Origin of the sequence: Klebsiella sp. 2-CIP_Kleb., assembly GCF_050378715.1 — a bacterium.
GTDB lineage: Bacteria > Pseudomonadota > Gammaproteobacteria > Enterobacterales > Enterobacteriaceae > Klebsiella > Klebsiella quasipneumoniae.
The window spans coordinates 25,525-40,007 of record NZ_JBNRLG010000005.1 but is presented as its reverse complement, the minus strand read 5'-3'; the positions used below and the strand labels follow the sequence as shown (position 1 = coordinate 40,007).

Genomic DNA, 14,483 nt, shown 5'->3' with positions numbered 1-14,483 from the left:
TTATCCGGCCTACAAACAAGCGTATTAACGTAGGCCGGATAAGGCGCGAGTCGCCATCCGGCTTTATTCGTTATCTGGAACTTACAATGTTTGGTAACTTAGGTCAGGCAAAAAAATATCTCGGTCAGGCGGCAAAAATGCTGATTGGCATTCCGGATTACGACAACTACGTCACCCATATGCAAACCAACCATCCGGATCAGCCGTACATGACTTATGAAGAATTCTTCCGCGAACGCCAGCAGGCCCGCTACGGCGGCGACGGCAAAGGCGGCGTACGCTGCTGTTAATGGAGGCAATAATGGCACCGATTGCAGTCACCCTACTCACCGGTTTTCTCGGCGCAGGAAAAACCACCCTCCTGCGCCATATCCTGAATGAGCAGCACGGTTTCAAAATCGCCGTGATTGAAAATGAATTTGGCGAAGTCTCCGTTGACGATCAGCTGATCGGCGACCGCGCCACGCAGATCAAAACCCTGACCAACGGCTGCATCTGCTGTACGCGCTCCAACGAACTGGAAGACGCCCTGCTCGATCTCCTCGACAGCCGCGATCGCGGCGAAATCGAGTTTGACCGGCTGGTGATTGAGTGCACCGGCATGGCCGACCCGGGGCCGATTATCCAAACCTTTTTCTCCCATGAGGTGCTTTGCGAGCGCTATCTGCTGGATGGCGTGATCGCCCTGGTGGATGCGGTCCATGCCGACCAGCAGATGGATCAGTTCACCATCGCCCAGTCGCAGGTGGGCTACGCGGACCGCATTTTGCTGACCAAAACTGATGTAGCCGGCGATACCGAAAAGCTGCGCGAACGCCTGGCGCGCATCAATGCCCGGGCGCCGATTTATACCGTCATTCATGGCGATATCGATCTAAGCCAGCTGTTTAACACCAGCGGCTTTATGCTGGAAGAGAAGGTCGTTAACAGCACACCGCGTTTCCACTTTATGGCCGAGAAGCAAAACGACGTGTCATCAATCGTGGTTGAGATGGATTACCCGGTGGATATCAGCGAGGTATCACGGGTAATGGAAAACCTGCTGCTCTCCTTCGCCGATCAATTGATGCGCTATAAAGGGATGCTGTGGATCGACGGCGAGCCGAATCGGCTGCTGTTCCAGGGCGTGCAGCGCCTCTACAGTGCCGACTGGGATCGCCCGTGGGGCGATGAAACGCCGCACAGCACGCTGGTGTTTATCGGCATTCAGTTGCCGGAAGAGGAAATTCGCGCGGCGTTTGCCGGGTTACGACGCTAACCTGCCCGCCTGCGCGCTAAGGCGCAGGCCCCCTTCTCTCACCGCACATCGTCAAAGACAGGAACAAAACGTCGTCATCGCGTCGAAAAATGTAAATCAACGTTTTTATAAGTAACAGTAGAAACACTTTTGGAAATAATAAGAAACTAAATGAATAGGATCCTTAATAATTAATGCCCGCCCTGTTCAGTTTCTGTTTAGCTCACCCATTAAACCTCTGCTAAACAGACCAAATTTCATGATTGACCTCGCCGTAACCCAACGTCTTTACAACATTATCAAAACACACCGCTGACAAAACCAGCATAAAAAACCGACGTAAGTCACATTTGCAGAGGTAAACATCGATTGTTAAGGTGCCCTCAGACAAATTTAATGACGAGGAGCAAACCATGAAAAAGCTTAACATCCTTATTGTTGCTGCCCTGACCGCGGTCTCTGGTTCCGCCATGGCAATGGGGTTTACCGTTGAACAAGGTAAGAATTTTACCAACCTGAATATGGAAATGGGTAAATCCTCTTCCGGCCTGTATGCCGAAAGCCACTGGCTGAAGAATACCGATGACGGTAGCCAGACCGGCGGCGTTGGCGCGGGTTACAATCTGGAAGTGGGCCCGGTGATGCTCAACGCTGGCGCGAAAGCTATCTATCTGGGACCGAAAAAAGGCGATAACGGCGTCGCGTTTCCGGTCGGCGGCGGGGTGAACGTGGCCCTGACCGACAGCATCCACGTATTTGGCGAAGGGTATGTCGCGCCCGACGGCCTGAACAACAGCGTGAAAAACTATGTTGAAGCGAACGGTGGCGTGAGCTGGTCCCCGGTTGGTCCATTGACCCTGAAGGTGGGTTACCGTCACGTGAGCGTTGACGGCAAAGAGGGCCGCCCAAACCACACCCTGATTGACGGCGCCTACGTAGGCGGCGGGGTTACCTTCTGATGAAATCACGTCTCGCCGCGCTCTCTGCGCTGAGCCTGGCGTTGCTGCTGACCGGCTGCACTCAGTATACCTGGGTGAAGCCGGGTTTAAGCGATGCCGAGATGCATAAAAAGCTCACCGAATGTGAAGCGCAGGCCCTGGTCGATCTCCCGCCGGATAACGTGGTGACCGGGTCCAGTTCAGAAAAAACGGACAAAAAGCAAAAGAAACAGGATGTTGAAACAAGTTATACAGTAGAAGACGCGAATGAATATCAGCGGGAGACCTTAGTCGACAGCTGTATGTTCAAAAGCGGCTGGGATAAAGTCGAAGTGCAATAAATCTATTATAAAAAAACCTGCCGGATGGCAGGTTTTTTTATGGCCGGCCTAGCGGCGCACCACCACCAGCTTCTGGTTCACGAACTCTTTGATACCGAGATCGGAGAGCTCCCGGCCATAACCGGAACGCTTCACGCCGCCAAACGGCAGTTCTGGCGCGGTATCGGTCAGCCAGTTGATATAGACCATCCCGGTTTCAATGGCGGATGCCATCCGTTTCGCGCGTTCGATGTCCTGACTGAACACCGCGCCGCCCAGGCCATAGTGAGAATCATTGGCAAGCGCAATCGCCTCCTCATCGTTTTTCACCACGTAGATTTGCGCCACCGGGCCAAAGAACTCTTCGAAGTACGCCGGGTTGTCACGGGTGATACCGGTCAGGATAGTGGGTTCAAAGAAGTTGCCTTCCCGCGCCACCACTTTGCCGCCCAGATGCAGCGTGGCGCCGTTTTTGACCGCCTCGTCCACCTGCTTGCTCAAGGTTTCCAGCGCATCTTTAGAGGAGAGCGGCCCCAGCGTGGTGCTTTCATCCAGCGGATCGCCTATTTTTACCTGGCGAAACGCCTCGCTAAATTTCGTCAGAAACGACTCAGCGATGTTCTCATGCAGGATAAACCGCTTGGCGGCAGTACACACCTGGCCGGCGTTATTCAGCCGCGCCTGGACGCCGATTTTCACCGCGCGCTCGAGCTCAGCATCATCGAGCACCACAAACACATCGTTGCCGCCCAGTTCCAGGGTCGATTTCTTAATATGCTTCGCCGCCTGCGCCGCCACCACGCTGCCGGCTTTTTCCGACCCGGTCAGCGCCGCCCCCTGCACACGGTCGTCGGCGATAATCTTCGCCACCTGATCCTGAGAGATAAACAGATTGGTCCACGCCCCTTCCGGTGCGCCGGCCTCGCGCACCAGATGAGCAAAGGTCTCCGCACAGTGCGGCACGATGCTGGCGTGTTTGGCGATAACCGGGTTCCCGGCCGCCAGGTTTGGCGCCAGGACGCGCATCAGCTGGTAATAGGGGAAGTTCCACGGCTCCACCGCCAGTAAGACGCCGATGGGGTGGTGCTCAACCCAGGCTTCACCCAATTCGGAGGGATACTTCACCGGCGCCAGCATCGATTTGGCGTTATCGGCGTAATAGCGGGCGATTTGCGCGCACAGTTTCACTTCGCCGCGGCTCTGCTTAATGAGTTTCCCCATCTCCTGGCTGGCGATTTTCGCCAGATCTTCCACCCGGCTGTCGATCAGATCCGCCAGCTTATGCAGCACCGCCAGGCGCGGTTCGATATCGCCTTTTGCCCAGGCTGAATGGTAGAGCGCATCCGCCTGCTGCAGCGCCGCCTCCACGTCCGCATCGCTGTGCGCCGGGTACGTTTTAATAAGCTGATTGTTCGCAGGATTCACCGTCTGATAGGCCATATCGCATGTCTCCTTGTTATCGCTATTAAGGCAGTCAAAAATGCCGCTAAGGATATTAAGGGTAGTCGAGATGGCTGGTGATGCGGGTAAAGTTAGGTATATCCGGAATATTCCATAACGATGGCTAACCGGGGCGACCGTCAGGCCGCCCCGGCGTTATCAATGCGCCAGCGCGGCGACCTCATCGGCGGTCAGGCCGGTGATTTTCACCACCGTCTCGCGGGCAATGCCGTCGGCCAGCATCCTCTGGGCAATGCGCAGCGCTTCAGCATGCTGTCCCTCCTGCCGGCCTTCCCGTTTGCCTTTTCTGCGGCCCACTTCCTGTATTCGTTCGGCGATGGTCATCAATCTCTCCCTGTGCTGAGGAACCCGTTGTGCCACTTTGTGGATAAACCGGCCAAAGCGGCGCGCGTTGCCAGTGTGCAGCAGATAATTAAACAGCGTTTTTATCTGCCTGTCATTAGCGTCACCGCTAAGTAAAATCGTCGTCAGTTGCTCAACAATCCCCATTAAATCGCGCTGGCGAATATGCTTCTGTATCAGCTCAAGTAATGCCACGCGCCGGTGACGAACGATCTCATCGTCGGGGATCACCGTGATATCCACCAGCGGAAAGGGCGAGGCATAAAGCTCCCACGCCAGCGGTGGATCGGCAAAGCAGTCCAGCCAGTTGAGCGACCACGGGTATGGCGTGGTCGCTCCGTGATAGAACAGCATCGGCACCACCAGCGGCAGTCTGGTATGACCGCTATCCAGATGGCGCTGCATCGCGGCGATGGCGTAGCGCATCAGGCGGAAGGCCATCTGCGCATCCGGCGAGCTCTGATGTTCGATAACCACATAAATGTAGCCCTCGCCAGACGCGGTTTTGAGTGACCACAGCACATCGGAGTACCAGGCCCGCAGGCTCTCCTCGATAAAGCTTGCCGACTCCAGCTGTAAGGTATCGAGGTCGCAGCGCTGACGCAGCGCAGGCGGTAGATGGATCGCCAGGAAATCACGCGCGATGTCGGCCTGAGTGAGAAACTGTTTAAACACCGCATCATGCGGCGTCGAGGTGGTGCCCTTTGCCATCGGCTCATCCCTGCCTGCTTATCCTGCAGGGACTCTACCTCCCATGAATGACTCTGGCACCCCGGAAACCGGAGTTTTACATTCCGCGACGAAAACATATTTCCCCGGACTGCAAGCGCGACATCCTTTTTCGACGCGGTACGCAAATCCCGGCGGGCGACAGCCTCGGCGCAGCATGCTATAAACGATTTATCCCCTCAGCAAAGGTCGATGCGGTGAACCATACCCGAGATATTCCCCAAACCTTCTGGCGAGACGATCGCCTGCCGTGGCTGGAGCTGCGCAGCACCTGGCGCAGCCGTCAGGCCTATAAGCGCCACAGCCACCCGCAGCTCTCGGTGGGGGCGATTATCGACGGTGAAACGCGCTGCCTGTGCAATGGACAGGAATATCTCCTGCAGCCCGGGGATCTGATCGTGATCCCGCCGCACGCGCCGCATAGCTGTAATCCGCTGCGTGACCAGCCGCGCAGCTATCATATGCTGTACCTGGAGGCGGCATGGTGCCATGCGCAGCGTCCGGATATTCCCCCTACCGTCAGCATGGCTTCGCCGCAGCCGCTGCTGCGCGACAGCCCTCTCTTTGCCTGCTTCCAGCAGATTGTCGCCCTGATGAGCCGCGGCTGCATTGAGCAACTGCCAGCCCGGGTGGCGCAGCTCCTGCATGCGCTGCCGCTGTGCGCCGCCGCGCCGCAGGCGCCACATCACGCCAGCGCCCTGCTGTTTCAGCGCCTGGCGACAGATCTGCCGGCGCCGCCATCGCTGGATAAGCTGGCCCACGATAGCGCGCTACGTAAAGAGACCGTTATCCGCGCCGTGAAACAGGATACCGGCCTGACGCCCGCCAGTTTGATCAATATGGCGCGCATCGAATATGCGAAAACGCGCTTACGCGCCGGGGACCCTATCGCCGACGTCAGCTATCAAGCCGGCTTTGCCGATCAGAGCCATTTCCATAAAACCTTCGTCAGCTATACCGCCGCCACGCCGCGGCAGTATGCGCACAGCAGATCAATTTCCGACAATAAGTAATTTTCCATCTGGCGTAGGGTGGCCTCAGCACCATTATCGAGGCCACTATGCATACCTTATCGACTCTCTTCCCCGCCGCCTTCCCGGCGTTAGCCCTGTCCCACTTTGTCGCCCTGCTCAGCCCGGGCCCCGATTTTTTTCTGCTGGTCGGTTACGCTGTACGCTACCGGATCCGCGGCAGCCTCGGACTGTGTCTCGGCATCGCCGCCGGCAATGCGTTGTATATTGTTCTGGCCATCGTTGGCTGGGGACTTCTGCGCCAGGCGCCGCTGCTGTTTTTACTCATCGAGCTGTTGGGCGCGGGCTACTTACTGTGGATTGGCAGCCTGCTGATTCGCAGCCGTCCCGCGGCGCTGGCGGTGGAGAGCGTTCGCACATCGCGTCCGGGGTTCGGCAAGCAGCTACTGCTGGGGCTGGGGTCATCGCTGCTCAACCCGAAGAATGCGCTGTTTTATCTGGCGCTGATGACCTCCCTGCTGGGGCCGGCGGTCACCCTGCTGCAGCAAACGGTGAGCGGGCTGTGGATGGTCAGCGTGGTGTTCTTCTGGGATTTACTGCTGGTGAGCGCGATTGCGCTGCCGCAGGTACAGCGCCGCCTGAGCGCCATCGTCTGGCGGGTCGAGCGGGCGGCGGGGGCGATCCTGATGATGTTCGGTCTGTGGATTATCTGGCGATTTTTGCACGACCTCGCCGTCAGGTTATATGCTTAAGTTTATGGAAAAACTCGCTGAACTGAAACGCGCCAAACTGCTGGCGCTGTCGCTGCTGCTGATCGCCGCCGCGCTATTTATCACCACCCTGCTGCTGCCGCCGACGCCGTGGGTCAGCGCGCTGAAGGCCATTTCCGAAGCGGCGATGGTCGGAGCGCTGGCCGACTGGTTTGCGGTGGTGGCCCTGTTTCGCCGTATTCCGCTGCCCTTTGTCGCCCGCCATACCGCGATTATCCCGCGCAACAAAGATCGCATCGCCGACAACCTCGGCCGCTTCGTTGAGGAGAAATTCCTCGATACCCCGTCGCTGGTGGCGCTGATCCGCCGCTATCAACCAGCGCTGATGCTCGGCAACTGGTTCAGCCAGCCTGAGAACGCCCGGCGGGTTGGCCAACACCTGCTGCAGGTGATGAGCGGTTTTCTCGAACTGACCGATGACGCCCGCATTCAGCGCCTGCTGCGGCGCGCGGTGCATAAGGCGATCGATAAGGTCGACCTGACGCAGACCAGCGCCATGATGCTGGAGGGGCTGACCCGCGACAACCGCCATCAAAAGCTGCTGGATTCGCTGATAAATCAGCTGATCGCCCTGCTGCAGCGCGACAGCTCCCGCGCTTTTATCGCCCGCGGCATCGTACACTGGCTGGAGACCGAACATCCGCTGAAGGCCAGGCTGTTACCCACCGAGTGGCTCGGCGAGCACAGCGCCGAGATGGTCACCGACGCCGTGAATACCCTATTGGACGAAGTCACCCACGATCGCACCCACCAGATCCGCCAGACCTTTGACCGCGCGACGCAAAAGCTAATCGATAACCTGAAATCCGACCCGGAACTGGCGCAGAAGGCCGATAACATCAAAGCCTGGTTGAAAAATGATGAGACCTTCAACCGCTATCTTGGCGAAGTGTGGGGCGACCTGCGCGGCTGGGTAAAAAACGATATCAGCAGCGACGACTCGCGTATCAAGCAGCGCATCGCCGAGGCCGGCCAGTGGTTCGGTGAAACCTTACTCCGCGACGACGCGCTGCGCGAATCGCTCAACGAACACCTGGAGCAGGCGGCGCATCGGGTGGCGCCGGAGTTCGCCGCCTTCCTCACTCGACATATCAGCGACACGGTGAAGAGCTGGGACGCCCGCGATATGTCGCGGCAGATCGAGCTCAACATCGGTAAAGATCTGCAGTTCATCCGCATCAACGGCACCCTGGTGGGGGGAACTATCGGCCTGTTGTTGTGGCTGCTCTCGCAGATCCCCTCGCTGCTGCATCTGCATATTGGTTAGCAATGATACTATCTGAACAATAGCGCTGATAAATATTCCACAGGGAGGGCGAGATAATGCACCGGATGACCCACTGGCTAACCCGGCACGCCGCCGCGCTGTTCTTCCCGGCGGCGCTCATTCTGTATGATTTTTCCGCCTATCTCACCACCGACCTGATCCAGCCGGGGATCCTCCACGTGGTGCGGGATTTTAACGCCGATGTGGCGCTGGCCCCAGCCTCGGTAAGCCTGTATATGGCCGGCGGCATGGCGCTGCAGTGGCTGCTGGGGCCGCTCTCTGACCGAATCGGACGGCGTCCGGTACTGCTCACCGGCGCGCTCATTTTCACCCTCGCCTGCCTGGCGACGCTGTTCACCACCTCCATGACCCAGTTCCTGATTGCCCGCTTCGTGCAGGGCACCAGCATCTGCTTTATCGCCACCGTCGGCTACGTCACCGTGCAGGAAGCCTTTGAGGAAAAAAGGTCGATCAGGCTGATGGCGGTGATCACCTCCGTCGTGCTGGTGGCGCCGATCGTCGGCCCGCTTTCCGGCGCGGCGCTGATGCATTTTATCCACTGGAAAGCGCTGTTCGGCATTATCGCCGCCATGGGGCTGGTGGCCTGGCTGGGGCTGCTGTTGACCATGCCGGAGACGGTGCGCCGGGGCGATGTGCCGTTCAGCCCCCTGGGCGTACTGCGCGATTTTCGCAACGTCTTTCGCAACCGCATCTTTTTGCTCGGCGCCGCCACGCTGTCGCTGAGCTATATTCCGCTGATGAGCTGGGTGGCAGTATCGCCGGTGATTTTAATGGACGCCGGCGGGCTGACCACCAGCGAGTTCGCCTGGAGCCAGGTGCCGGTCTTCAGCGCCGTCATCATCGCCAACCTGTCGGTGGCGCGCTGGGTAAAAGATCCCACCCGCCCGCGCTTTGTGCTGAGCGCGGTGCCGGTACAGATGCTCGGCCTGGCCATCCTGATCGTTGGGAATCTGGTATGGCCGCACGTCTGGCTGTGGTCGGTGCTCGGCACCTGCTTCTACGCCTTCGGCATCGGGCTAATTTTCCCGACGCTGTTCCGCTTTACCCTCTTTTCTAACGACCTGCCGAAAGGCACGGTTTCCGCCTCGCTGAATATCGTGATCCTCAGCGTCAGCGCCTTATCGATTGAAGGCGCGCGCTGGCTGTGGTTCCATGGCGGGAGACTGCCCTTCCACCTGTTAGCGGTGGCCGCCGGGCTCGTCGCCGCCTGCTGCCTCGCCGGACTGTTACGCCACCAGCGTCAGTGTGCGCAAGCGGTCATTGAAGCCCGGCAGTCGTGACCCCTTTTACGGAGAAAGCCCCATCATGAGTGAGATTGAACTCAGCCCGGCGCAGCGTGACCTGCTGCGCGACAGGCTCAGCAAGTACTGCGAAGAGACGTTTAACCTCGAGCTGGAGCAGTTTGACGCCGAATTTTTTGTCGACTTTATCGCCCAGGAGCTGGGGCCGCTGTTCTACAACGCCGGTATCGAAGAGGCCATCCGCACCCATCTGGCATGGAGCGAGCGGATCCAGGAAGAGATGGATTTAAAGAAGGTCTATTAACGCCGCGCGCAGACGCAGGAGATCAATAAAAGCATACAAACAACAGGGTTATAATGGCGGCTCTTTCAGCATCTCCCGTGTACGGGGAAGGAAAACCATGTCGCTTATCACCGATCTACCCGCCATTTTTGACCAGTTCTCGGAAGCTCGCCAGAAGGGCTTTCTCACCGTCATGGATCTTAAAGAGCAGAACGTGCCGCTGGTGGGCACCTACTGCACCTTTATGCCTCAGGAGATCGCTATGGCGGCGGGGGCCGTGGTGGTCTCGTTGTGCTCCACCTCCGATGAAACCATCGAGGAAGCGGAAAAAGATCTGCCGCGCAACCTCTGCCCGTTAATCAAAAGCAGCTACGGCTTCGGCAAAACCGATAAATGCCCCTACTTCTATTTCTCTGACCTGGTGGTCGGGGAAACCACCTGCGACGGCAAAAAGAAAATGTACGAGTACATGGCCGAGTTCAAGGCGGTCCACGTGATGCAGCTGCCGAACAGCGCCAGCGACGCGGCCTCCCGCGCGCTGTGGAAAGCGGAGATCCTGCGCCTGCAGCAGGTGATTGAGGCGCGGTTTGGCGCGCCGATTAGCGAGGCGGCGCTGCGTGAAGCCATCGTGCTGAAAAACCGTGAACGCCGGGCGCTGGCCCACTTTTATCGTCTCGGGCGGCTCAATCCGCCGGCGCTCAGCGGCGGCGACATCCTGAAAGTGGTGTACGGCGCCACCTTCCGCTTCGACAAAACCGCGCTGATTGACGAGCTCAACGCCATGGCGGAGCGCATCCGTCAGGAGTGGCAGCAGGGTAAACGACTGGCATCCCGCCCGCGCATTCTGATCACCGGCTGCCCGATCGGCGGCGCGGCGGAGAAAGTGGTTCGCGCCATCGAAGAAAACGGCGGCTGGGTGGTAGGCTATGAAAACTGCACCGGCGCGAAGGCCACCGAGCGCTGCGTGGCGGAAGAGGGCGACGTCTACGACGCCTTAACCGACAAATATCTCGCCATCGGCTGCTCCTGTATTTCCCCTAACCATCAGCGCCTGCAGCTGCTGAGCCAGATGGTGGAGGAGTACCAGGCCGACGGGGTGATCGACGTCATTCTGCAGGCCTGCCATACCTATGCCGTGGAATCGCTGGCCATCAAACGCCATCTGCGCCAGCAGCACGACCTTCCTTATATGGCGATAGAAACCGACTATTCGACAGCGGACCTCGGCCAGCTCAGCACCCGCGTCGCCGCCTTTATCGAAATGCTATAAGGAGCACGCGTGATCTACACGGTTGGTATTGATTCCGGCTCCACTGCCACGAAAGGCATCCTGCTCGCGGACGGGGTGGTTACGCGTCGTTTCCTCTGCCCGACCCCCTTTCGCCCCGCCGACGCCATCCATGAGGCCTGGGAGACGCTGCGCGCTGGCCTCGCGGAAACGCCCTTTTTAACCCTCACCGGCTATGGTCGCCAGCTGGTAGATTTCGCCAATAAACAGGTGACGGAGATTTCCTGTCACGGTCTCGGCGCCCGCCTGCTGGCGCCGGACACCCGCACGGTGATTGATATCGGCGGCCAGGACAGCAAGGTTATCCAGCTGGATGCCGGGGGCAACCTCAGCGACTTTCTGATGAATGACAAATGCGCCGCCGGCACCGGCCGCTTTCTGGAGGTCATTTCACGCACCCTCGGCGCCAGCGTCGAACAGCTGGACGCCATTACCGACGGCGTGGAACCGCATGCCATCACCAGCATGTGTACGGTATTCGCCGAATCGGAAGTCATCAGCCTGCGGTCGGCGGGAGTCGCGCCGGAGGCGATTCTGGCGGGGGTGATTAACGCCATGGCCCGGCGCAGCGCGAACTTTATCGGCCGCTTATCAGCGCAGGGGCCGCTGCTGTTTACCGGCGGCGTCAGCCACTGCGCCGCCTTTGCCCGCATGCTGGAAAGCCATGTCGGCATGGCGGTGACAACCCATCCCGACGCCCAGTTCGCCGGGGCGATCGGCGCGGCGCTGATCGGCCAGCGCCAGCGGAGGCGCGGATGACAACGTTTCTGTTTTTATTTCATTCCACGGTGGGAGTGGTGCGAACGCGCAAAGCCCTGCAGGCGGCGGGAATGACCTTCGAGGTCAAAGATATTCCCCGCCAGCTGCGCAGCGGCTGCGGGCTGTGCATCCTGCTTGAGGGGACGGAAGCCGACGCGCGAGCCTGGATCGTCCCGGAACAGACGGCGGCGTTATATCAGCAGGACGGGGAAGCGTGGCGCTGTCTCGCCACCTTCCCACCGGCAGGTTAATCGCTTACCACAAAGCGCGTCGCCGCAAAGCAGTTCAGCAGACGGTGCATAAGAAAAACCAGGGTCAGCGTGACCACCAGCGAGACCGTCACCGAGGTGATGCGGTACAGATCGCTGAACACCAGATCCTGATAGGGATGCAGGTTTTGGCCAAACATAATGCCGATGGTGGTAATGCTGGCGAAGCCCACCCCGGCGCCCACTTTCTCCATCACGTGCAGGCGGGCGCTAAAGGCCAGCCCGAGGCCAATCAGCGGCATCATCAGGATCATGTGATTGCTGAAGTCATAGATAATCAGCTGCACCACCAGAATATAGAGACAGGCCAGCACCACCCCCGCCACGCGCCAGATCGAGCTGATCACCGCCCCGCGATAGTGCATCGGGAACAGGATCAGGACCCCGGCCATCAGCGCCGACAGCGAGTCGCTGAGATCGCAGATCTGAAACACCACGAAGATGATCGTCGCCACCGTGCCGGAGAGCAGCGACTCGTGGCGGATGCGGGCGGCGTCTTTTTCAATGCGCGGCGGCGGTTTGCGCGGTTCGACGTCCGGGATCAGGTAATGCAGCAGCGCGCTCAGCGCCACCGCCAGCACGCACGCTTCCATGTTGGAGAACATCAGGGTGTGCCAGTTGCTGGTCGGGTAGCTCATAAAGTTGAGCATCGTGCTCTGACACACCACCCCCATCGACCCCAGCAGAAACAGCGGCCCCTGGCTCATAAAGCGAAAACGCATCACGTACAGGGCGAACACCACCAGCGTCATGATCACCGGCCATTGCGACAAATAACCGACAATCAGCACCATTTCAACGCAGTTCACCGCCGCGCTGAACACAAACTGGCGGGCGACGTGGCGGTTGAACACCGGCACCAGCGACATCAGCATCAGCGGATACACCACAAAAAATACGCCGTACTGCACGTCGTAGAAGGTGGAGATGCTGAGCGCAATGGTCCCGGCCACGGCGATACGCACCGTCTGGCGAAAATCATTCGCCGTGTAGACGATATTGCCGTGCGGGGTAAAGACGTGCGCCAGGGTATTAATAGACATAGTGCAACCAGCTCACCAGATGGATCTGCAGGCCGGCGAAGGTACGGGCGAAAGGTCCCTCGCTATTGTACAGCTGCACCGTGGCGCGGGCGCCGGTCGGCAGCGGTTTCGCCAGCGGCTGATCCAGCGCGACGTGAATGCGCATTCGCTGGGCATCACGCACCCAGCGGGTGGACTGTTCCGGCTGCGACAGCTGCCCGTTAACCGCCTCCTGCCCCGCCAGAATCCCGGCATCGCTGCTGGTCACGTGCGCCGGGAAAACTTCCCCCGGCAAGGCGTCAAAAACCACCGCCGCATCGGTGTTTACCGCGGTGTGGCGCAGGCTCTTCTCACGGAAGTCAGCGACGATATCGGTATTGTTGTTGACCAGCGCCAGCACGGCCGTCGCCGCGGTGGCGTAGATCCCCGGGTTAAGCTGCAGGTTGCTAACCATGCCGTCAGTTTCCGCACGCACTTTGGTCCAGGCCAGGTTCAGCTGCGCCTCCTCCAGCGCGTTGCGGTATTTCTGCAGGGTGACGTTGCGCTTATCGTCGCGCTCGCCGCGCTGGATCAGCAGGTTCTGGATCTGCGCGTTCAGCGCCGAGACCGACTGCTCGCTGGTCTGCCAGGTGGTCCGCACCTTGTCGAGATCGGACTGCGAGACGTTCTGCATGGTGCTCAGGCGCTGATAGCGATCGAGCGTGACCTTATCGTTACGGGCGGTGTACTGCGCGGTGCGCAGGTTGGCGCGGGCGGCGGCGATTTGCGCGTCCAGCTGCTGGTTGCTCAGTTTCGCCTGTTCAAGGGCGATCTGTGCCGCTTCAACTTTATTAATGAATGGCGTTGGGTCGAGCTCATACAGCAGGTCGCCCTTTTTCACCTGGCTATTGTTATGCACGTAGACGTGCGAGACATAGCCGGAGACCCGCGACGAAACCGGGGTCACCACGCGCATGACGGTGGAGTCCGGCGTCAGCGGGATCCAGATATCGGCAACGATAAACCAGGCGAATATTCCCAGAAAAGCGGCAATACTCACCCGTACCCAGCGGGCAAATTTTTGTTCAGGCGTCATCATAGTGTGTTAGATCTTGTTATCTTCTTCGCGGATATTCCGCAAACGGCAGGCGATTTGATTTAACGTGGCGCTGAAGGTGGCGAGGTCGGCCTCCGGGATGGTCTGGGTTACGCGCTCCTGATAGGTCTCGATCACGCGGCTCAGTTTTTCCAGAATAGCCCGCCCCTCGGCGGTCAGCGTCAGCAGGCGAATGCGTTTGTCATATGGCGATGTGGAACGCAACAGATAGCCCTGCTTTTCCAGTAATGAGAGGGTGCGCATCAGCGGCGGCAGTTCAATCCCCTGCACCTCCGCCAGTTCGCTGACCGAGACGTTGTCCCCCAACTGATGCAGTTGCATCAGCACCGTCCAGCTGGACTGGGTGAGTCCCGTATCGGTGATAGCGGAGTCAATAATCGCGCGCCACTGGCGCACCACCATGGCCATCCGCATCCCCAGCGGGCGGCGGGCAAACAGTTCGTCTTCAGTCACAGCTTTTCCTCTCATT

General features: G+C 59.1%; 17 protein-coding genes. 12 read left to right on the top strand and 5 right to left on the bottom strand.

The features are described 5' to 3' along the window. Positions 1-86 precede the first annotated feature (86 nt). From ACQUTP_RS17075 to ACQUTP_RS17060, 4 genes are all read left to right on the top strand, one after another. Positions 87-290, top strand: coding sequence for a YbdD/YjiX family protein (locus ACQUTP_RS17075; protein WP_002887451.1), 204 nt, complete (start codon positions 87-89; stop codon positions 288-290). A gap of 11 nt (positions 291-301) precedes the next feature. Further along, positions 302-1,258: a GTPase gene (gene yjiA, locus ACQUTP_RS17070; RefSeq protein WP_017899128.1), complete on the top strand. Its 957-nt coding sequence runs from the start codon at positions 302-304 to the stop codon at positions 1,256-1,258. 392 nt (positions 1,259-1,650) lie between these two features. Next, positions 1,651-2,196: a YfaZ family outer membrane protein gene (locus ACQUTP_RS17065; RefSeq protein ID WP_004204167.1), complete on the top strand. Its 546-nt coding sequence runs from the start codon at positions 1,651-1,653 to the stop codon at positions 2,194-2,196. Beyond that, positions 2,196-2,516 (top strand): hypothetical protein, encoded by a 321-nt coding sequence (locus tag ACQUTP_RS17060; protein ID WP_004204165.1) that lies wholly within the window; start codon positions 2,196-2,198, stop codon positions 2,514-2,516. Before ACQUTP_RS17065 ends, ACQUTP_RS17060 begins: the two co-directional genes overlap by 1 nt. Before the next feature lie 48 nt (positions 2,517-2,564). On the opposite strand, the gene ACQUTP_RS17055 is transcribed toward ACQUTP_RS17060, so the two are convergent. Both ACQUTP_RS17055 and ACQUTP_RS17050 read right to left on the bottom strand, forming a co-directional pair. Continuing rightward, positions 2,565-3,935, bottom strand: coding sequence for an NAD-dependent succinate-semialdehyde dehydrogenase (locus ACQUTP_RS17055; protein WP_119621067.1), 1,371 nt, complete (start codon positions 3,933-3,935; stop codon positions 2,565-2,567). 159 nt (positions 3,936-4,094) lie between these two features. Further along, positions 4,095-5,009: an Rpn family recombination-promoting nuclease/putative transposase gene (locus ACQUTP_RS17050; protein WP_048294120.1), complete on the bottom strand. Its 915-nt coding sequence runs from the start codon at positions 5,007-5,009 to the stop codon at positions 4,095-4,097. A 215-nt stretch (positions 5,010-5,224) separates the two neighbouring features. On the opposite strand from ACQUTP_RS17050, the gene ACQUTP_RS17045 reads away from it, so the two are divergent. The 8 genes from ACQUTP_RS17045 to ACQUTP_RS17010 all read left to right on the top strand — a co-directional run bounded on the left by ACQUTP_RS17045 (position 5,225) and on the right by ACQUTP_RS17010 (position 11,878). Then, complete coding sequence (locus ACQUTP_RS17045; RefSeq protein ID WP_100098551.1) at positions 5,225-6,040, top strand: AraC family transcriptional regulator; 816 nt, start codon at positions 5,225-5,227, stop codon at positions 6,038-6,040. A 47-nt stretch (positions 6,041-6,087) separates the two neighbouring features. Continuing rightward, positions 6,088-6,750, top strand: coding sequence for a LysE family translocator (locus ACQUTP_RS17040; RefSeq protein ID WP_049092928.1), 663 nt, complete (start codon positions 6,088-6,090; stop codon positions 6,748-6,750). After that, positions 6,743-8,035: a DUF445 domain-containing protein gene (locus ACQUTP_RS17035; protein WP_023319661.1), complete on the top strand. Its 1,293-nt coding sequence runs from the start codon at positions 6,743-6,745 to the stop codon at positions 8,033-8,035. Before ACQUTP_RS17040 ends, ACQUTP_RS17035 begins: the two co-directional genes overlap by 8 nt. 53 nt (positions 8,036-8,088) lie before the next feature. Then, positions 8,089-9,336: a multidrug efflux MFS transporter MdtM gene (mdtM, locus tag ACQUTP_RS17030; protein ID WP_049092926.1), complete on the top strand. Its 1,248-nt coding sequence runs from the start codon at positions 8,089-8,091 to the stop codon at positions 9,334-9,336. 25 nt (positions 9,337-9,361) lie between these two features. Beyond that, positions 9,362-9,601, top strand: coding sequence for a DUF2164 domain-containing protein (locus ACQUTP_RS17025; protein WP_004204157.1), 240 nt, complete (start codon positions 9,362-9,364; stop codon positions 9,599-9,601). Positions 9,602-9,698: 97 nt separating this feature from the next. Continuing rightward, positions 9,699-10,850, top strand: a complete 1,152-nt coding sequence (locus ACQUTP_RS17020) for a double-cubane-cluster-containing anaerobic reductase (RefSeq protein ID WP_064178554.1) — start codon at positions 9,699-9,701, stop codon at positions 10,848-10,850. A 9-nt stretch (positions 10,851-10,859) separates the two neighbouring features. Further along, a complete protein-coding gene (gene yjiL, locus ACQUTP_RS17015; RefSeq protein ID WP_017899136.1) occupies positions 10,860-11,627 on the top strand; it encodes a putative 2-hydroxyacyl-CoA dehydratase activator YjiL in 768 nt (255 codons plus the stop codon). Further along, a complete protein-coding gene (locus tag ACQUTP_RS17010; protein ID WP_004204154.1) occupies positions 11,624-11,878 on the top strand; it encodes a DUF3343 domain-containing protein in 255 nt (84 codons plus the stop codon). The genes yjiL and ACQUTP_RS17010 overlap by 4 nt, the downstream gene beginning before the upstream one ends. On the opposite strand, the gene ACQUTP_RS17005 is transcribed toward ACQUTP_RS17010, so the two are convergent. The 3 genes from ACQUTP_RS17005 to ACQUTP_RS16995 are packed head-to-tail and all read right to left on the bottom strand — an operon-like array spanning position 11,875 to position 14,467. Continuing rightward, complete coding sequence (locus ACQUTP_RS17005) at positions 11,875-12,939, bottom strand: DUF2955 domain-containing protein (protein WP_205436616.1); 1,065 nt, start codon at positions 12,937-12,939, stop codon at positions 11,875-11,877. The genes ACQUTP_RS17010 and ACQUTP_RS17005 overlap by 4 nt on opposite strands. Further along, positions 12,929-13,996 carry an HlyD family secretion protein gene (locus tag ACQUTP_RS17000; protein ID WP_004204152.1) on the bottom strand — a complete coding sequence of 356 codons (1,068 nt, stop codon included), beginning with the start codon at positions 13,994-13,996 and terminating at the stop codon, positions 12,929-12,931. Before ACQUTP_RS17000 ends, ACQUTP_RS17005 begins: the two co-directional genes overlap by 11 nt. A gap of 6 nt (positions 13,997-14,002) precedes the next feature. Further along, on the bottom strand, positions 14,003-14,467 hold the full coding sequence (locus ACQUTP_RS16995) for a MarR family winged helix-turn-helix transcriptional regulator (protein ID WP_186997981.1): 465 nt from the start codon (positions 14,465-14,467) through the stop codon (positions 14,003-14,005). Positions 14,468-14,483: the final 16 nt, after the last annotated feature.

Bases quoted from the DNA above. Each gene is read 5' to 3' on its own strand.
- ACQUTP_RS17075 (WP_002887451.1), top strand. From the start codon at position 87: ATGTTTGGTAACTTAGGTCAGGCAAAAAAATATCTCGGTCAGGCGGCA.
- yjiA (WP_017899128.1), top strand. From the start codon at position 302: ATGGCACCGATTGCAGTCACCCTACTCACCGGTTTTCTCGGCGCAGGA.
- ACQUTP_RS17065 (WP_004204167.1), top strand. From the start codon at position 1,651: ATGAAAAAGCTTAACATCCTTATTGTTGCTGCCCTGACCGCGGTCTCT.
- ACQUTP_RS17060 (WP_004204165.1), top strand. From the start codon at position 2,196: ATGAAATCACGTCTCGCCGCGCTCTCTGCGCTGAGCCTGGCGTTGCTG.
- ACQUTP_RS17055 (WP_119621067.1), bottom strand. From the start codon at position 3,935: ATGGCCTATCAGACGGTGAATCCTGCGAACAATCAGCTTATTAAAACG.
- ACQUTP_RS17050 (WP_048294120.1), bottom strand. From the start codon at position 5,009: ATGGCAAAGGGCACCACCTCGACGCCGCATGATGCGGTGTTTAAACAG.
- ACQUTP_RS17040 (WP_049092928.1), top strand. From the start codon at position 6,088: ATGCATACCTTATCGACTCTCTTCCCCGCCGCCTTCCCGGCGTTAGCC.
- ACQUTP_RS17035 (WP_023319661.1), top strand. From the start codon at position 6,743: ATGCTTAAGTTTATGGAAAAACTCGCTGAACTGAAACGCGCCAAACTG.
- ACQUTP_RS17025 (WP_004204157.1), top strand. From the start codon at position 9,362: ATGAGTGAGATTGAACTCAGCCCGGCGCAGCGTGACCTGCTGCGCGAC.
- ACQUTP_RS17020 (WP_064178554.1), top strand. From the start codon at position 9,699: ATGTCGCTTATCACCGATCTACCCGCCATTTTTGACCAGTTCTCGGAA.
- ACQUTP_RS17010 (WP_004204154.1), top strand. From the start codon at position 11,624: ATGACAACGTTTCTGTTTTTATTTCATTCCACGGTGGGAGTGGTGCGA.
- ACQUTP_RS17005 (WP_205436616.1), bottom strand. From the start codon at position 12,939: ATGTCTATTAATACCCTGGCGCACGTCTTTACCCCGCACGGCAATATC.
- ACQUTP_RS17000 (WP_004204152.1), bottom strand. From the start codon at position 13,996: ATGATGACGCCTGAACAAAAATTTGCCCGCTGGGTACGGGTGAGTATT.